Raw genomic sequence first — 4446 nt, forward strand, 5'->3', positions numbered from 1 at the left:
AATAAATTTAATTGGCGAAAATTCTAATGGCAAAAATGCGGGCGCAAATGCTTCGGCTACAGAAAATTCCGATATCAAAAAATATAATTCTAAAAATCCCGCCTCGCAAAATTCTGGCGGCAAAGATCGGGGCGCTGAAAATTCTAACGGTAAAAATTCTGATACCAAAAATTCAGGCGCGCAGAATTCCGGTGCATAAAATTTAGCTCGCATGATGAAAAATAAAGCTACGTTAAAATTTAAAAATTTCGCTGCCTGTCCGCGCTCTTTTTGGGTTCGCACAAAGCTCGCGCGAGCAGGCGCGGCTCTTTGCTGCGCACGTCCCGCCGAAGCTGCTTGCCTCGAAAGATCAAGCACTGTTGCAAAGCCGAGCGGAGTGGGTAAAAATTTAAAAAGCCGAAATTTTAAAAGTCTAAATTTTAAAAACCGAAACGCTACGAGTACAAATTGCTAGGCGGGTGACTATATAGACTTTAGTACAGATTACGACGCGGGTTATGACATACGCCCTAGTGCAGATCGCGACATAATTTCTAACGCAGATTATGATATAAATTCCAATAGGGATCGCGCCGTGAATTTTAAAATTTCAAACGCAAATTTAAAAACGAATTTAGCAGTTTTAAAAGCAGATTTAAGGACGGATTTCAGATTATGAAATTTTTAAATTTAAAAATTGCTGTCGCCGTGTTCGCGCTACTGCTCGCAGGCTGCGACGGATGGAAGCACCATCTAAGCAGCGACGGCACCTCGCTTGCCTCCAAGTTCGACCCCTCCGAGCGCACGCTAAAGATCGAGGGCAACGACAAGCCGTTCGTGCTATTTTTCTATACTAGCGGCTGCGGCGCGTGCAAAGCCCAAGTACCCGCGCTAAACGAGCTGCAAGCTAGCGGCGACGCGCTGATTATCGGCATTCTAGGCGACGGTAAAGGCTTGGAAGCCGACGCCGCGGTCGCTCGCGAAAAGGGGATAAAATTCCCAAGCGTCAGCGGCGCGAGCTCGGTGAAATACTTCGAATCCATCGTAGGCGGCATTTTCGGCACCCCCACGTCAGTGATCTACGATAAAAATGGCAAAGCGGTCAAAAAGCTCATCGGCCTCTACCCCAAATCCGCCTTCGAAACGCAGCTCAAACTCATAAATTAACCCGCTCAAATAGGGCTAACATTTGGTAAATTTCGCTAAAATCGGCTTAAAATTTCATCTTAAGGAAACGATATGTTTACAAAAACCGCATTAGCAGCCGCTCTAGCCCTTAGTTGCGCACTCGCAGCGCCATACGAGCCCTACGATCACGACGCGATGATAAAGACGGCGCCCGACGGCTCGCGCGCCCTGGATATCGGCGGCATCTACCGCTCCGTGGACAATCTCTGCGCCCACGCGTGCGAGTATCCGCTAAACTTCGACAGCGGAAAGGACGCCGAGATCGCTTACCAAGACGCGCGAGCGCTTGAAGAAATTTTTAAATTTCTAAGCCAGGAGCTGTTTAAAAAGGATATCGACGCCAAGGACCGATATGAGTTTGAGCATAAATTTGCCCGAATTTACGTCATTCAACACAATTTTGATATCAAAGGCGCCGCAGAAAAGGCGGACGCGCTCTACGACAAGCTCGTGCAAGAGGAGCCCAAAAACGGCGAGATCCGCACGGAATACGGCGAGTTTTTGCTAAACTCCTCCCGCGATCAAAAGGCACAGCAGATGCTTTCTAGCGCGCTTGAGCTCGGTTCGATGCGCGCGCACCATGCTCTTGCGCTGTTTAGCCTGATGCATGACGACAAAGAGGGCGTGATTAAGCACTTGCAGACCTACCTTGAGGCCTATCCGAAAAATAGCTCCGCCGCGCAGCTGCTCGAGGGGCTAAAAAGCGGCAATATTAAAATATAAAGGATACTTCAATGAGTAAGAAATCCCTTGCTTTAGGCGCTGCTGCGATGCTTTGCGGCGCACTGAGCCTAAACGCCGAGGCTGCGGCGCAGAGCGCGCAAATAGATCTGAAATTTAACGCCGCAAATTTTACGCAAGAAAGCGTGATCGTAGGCGGCAAAAAGATAAAATTTCGCGCCTACAAAAACATAATCTACGTCGCAAAACCAGCAAGCGCGCACTATCAGAGCATGAATATCTTCATCCCACAGCAGTATTTTGAGGGGCGCAAGAGCGGCAAATTTGACGCCGCAAACGCGCCGATATTTTTGCCAAACGGCGTGGGCGGCTACATGCCGGGCGAAGCGGGCGAGGTCAAAATAGACGCAAGCGGCAAGCCAAACGCGATCGCTACGGCGCTTTCGCGCGGTTACGTCGTAGCCGCTCCCGCAGCGCGCGGACGCACGCTAAAAGGCGCAAACGGCGATTATATCGGCAAGGCACCCGCAGCGATCGTCGATCTAAAGGCGGCCGTGCGGTATCTGAAATTTAACGACGCGGCGATGCCCGGGGACGCGAACAAGATCATCTCAAACGGCACGAGCGCGGGCGGAGCGCTCTCGGCACTTTTGGGCACGAGCGGGGACGAGGCCGCGTACGAGCCGTATCTGCAGGAGCTGGGCGCTGCAAAGGCGAGCGATAAAATTTACGCGGCGTCCGCATACTGTCCGATCACAAATCTAAAGCACGCAGACGCGGCGTATGAGTGGATGTTCGGCGCGCAGAGCGAATATGAAAAGATGGATTTTAGCGGCCTTGATGCAGCGGGATTTAACGAGCGCGATGAAAATTCTAGCGGCGCTGAAAAAAATTCTAAAAAAGACGCAAATCAAAGCGCCGCAAAGCCCACTCGCAAGATGCTAAGCGGCAAATTAAGCGCAGCGCAGATTAAAATTTCAGACGAGCTAAAGGCGCAATTCCCCGCCTATCTGAACTCGCTAAACTTAAAGGACGGGGGCGGCCGCGCGCTAAGCTTGGATAAAAATGGCGACGGCAGCTTCAAAGATTACATAAACGGGCTCATATCGGCCTCGTTTGCTAATTTTGCGGCGAAAAATCCGCGCGCGAAGGCGCCCCTATACCTCGCTGCAAAAATCAAGGACGACGCGTCGCAATCACATATGCTCTTTTGGGGCTACGCGACCTCCAAGCCGCGCGCCAAGACCCCGCCCGCATTCGACGGCTTCACGCTTGAAAATCCCGAAAACGAGCTGTTCGGCGGCGCCAAATTTAACGCGGCGCATTTTACGGATTTTAGCGCGATGAATGACCCCGCCAAAGGGGTGCTAATCGCAAGTGCCCAGCTCGTGGAGATGATGGATGCGATGAGCTTCGTGCGCAACGAAAACGGCGCGAAGCATTACCGCATCCGGCACGGCGCGAGCGATCGCGATACGGCGCTTGCGATCCCCGCTATTTTGGTGCTTAGCTTGCAAAATGCAGGCAAGAACGTCGATTTTGCGGTGCCTTGGGGGCAAGGACACGGCGGAGATTACGATCTAGAGGAGCTTTTTGACTGGATCGACAAAGTAGTCGCGCAGCAGGCTTAACGGGCGAAATTTTACTTTGGATTTAGAATTTTACCCGCAGCTCTGCCGTAAAATTTTTATCGTCTAAAGCTCTCCCTAGCAGATACGCAGGCGCGGCGTAAAATTCCGCTGCGAAATTCTATCGCGTCAAAATTTTAGCGTCGCCGCAAGAAATGCAACGGCTTGAAATTTTGCGGCTAGCACTGGGAAAATTCCATAGAAATTTATCGCGGCAAAACGAGTGCGAGTTAAAAATTTAATCGGTCGCGACAATATACGGTGCAAAATCTCGAGTGCGATCCGCATCAAAACTCCAGCACAGATCAAATTCTGCGGGCTAAATTAAAAAACCGAAGTATGCGATAAAATTTCGCGGCGTTTATACTATCCGATCGCGCTCTTTGGGCGCGAAGGTATCGCGTAATGGGCGCACATTCGGCACGCGGACTAAAATCCGCTAAAATGAACGCAGAAAACCCAAACGAGCACGGCAAGTAGGTTAAATTTAAGGCTTGCTTCGATCTCCTGCGAGTCCAAGCCCGCTTTTGCTATCCTATTATTCGACTTACTTCAATAATCCGCTGACACACAAAAAGCGCCGTTTAGGGTCTGTATCTTTGCGCCGTGTGCATAAATTTCATAATTTAATGGCGCTTTTGAGCGCAGCTTGCCTATTTAAAGATCACCACGCCGCGGCAGCATCGTTTCCTAAACCGGGCGTGCTAGCATCTTTGCGGCGATGCAACTCGGCGCTAAATTTAACGCTAGCTAGCATTGCGCTGCCTCTAGCTCGCGTGCGGCGATACCCTTTGCTACGACGTCTAAATGTAAGCCGTTCCCTCGCCGCGCCCGCAAAAGAGCTTTTAAAATTTTAGCCCTAGCCTTTTGCGATCTCGTAAAAACCGTCTTTAAAAACAACCTTGCCCGCACTCACAAGACGCTTTAAAAGCTGCGCGCTTTTTTCGTCAAACATCGCCTCCACGTCGCT

At 50.6% G+C, this 4446-nt stretch carries 3 protein-coding genes and 1 pseudogene; all 4 read left to right on the forward strand.

What is annotated here, in order from left to right; genetic code table 11:
• Positions 1–199, forward strand: a pseudogene (locus Q0140_RS01285) (hypothetical protein); the annotation flags it as partial.
• A 455-nt stretch (positions 200–654) separates the two neighbouring features.
• Positions 655–1146: a TlpA disulfide reductase family protein gene (locus Q0140_RS01290; protein ID WP_297960828.1), complete on the forward strand. Its 492-nt coding sequence runs from the start codon at positions 655–657 to the stop codon at positions 1144–1146.
• 72 nt (positions 1147–1218) lie between these two features.
• On the forward strand, positions 1219–1890 hold the full coding sequence (locus Q0140_RS01295) for a tetratricopeptide repeat protein (RefSeq protein WP_297960831.1): 672 nt from the start codon (positions 1219–1221) through the stop codon (positions 1888–1890).
• Positions 1891–1901: 11 nt separating this feature from the next.
• Entirely contained in the window at positions 1902–3479 is a 1578-nt protein-coding gene (locus Q0140_RS01300; protein WP_297960834.1) for a subtype B tannase, read from the forward strand.
• The last annotated feature ends 967 nt before the right edge of the window (positions 3480–4446 follow it).

It is taken from the genome of uncultured Campylobacter sp., assembly GCF_938045405.1.
Taxonomy (GTDB): Bacteria; Campylobacterota; Campylobacteria; order Campylobacterales; family Campylobacteraceae; genus Campylobacter_B.

What these genes read in the sequence shown, in the direction of transcription:
- Q0140_RS01290 (WP_297960828.1), top strand. Translation starts at nt 655, where the DNA reads ATGAAATTTTTAAATTTAAAAATTGCTGTCGCCGTGTTCGCGCTACTG.
- Q0140_RS01295 (WP_297960831.1), top strand. Translation starts at nt 1,219, where the DNA reads ATGTTTACAAAAACCGCATTAGCAGCCGCTCTAGCCCTTAGTTGCGCA.
- Q0140_RS01300 (WP_297960834.1), top strand. Translation starts at nt 1,902, where the DNA reads ATGAGTAAGAAATCCCTTGCTTTAGGCGCTGCTGCGATGCTTTGCGGC.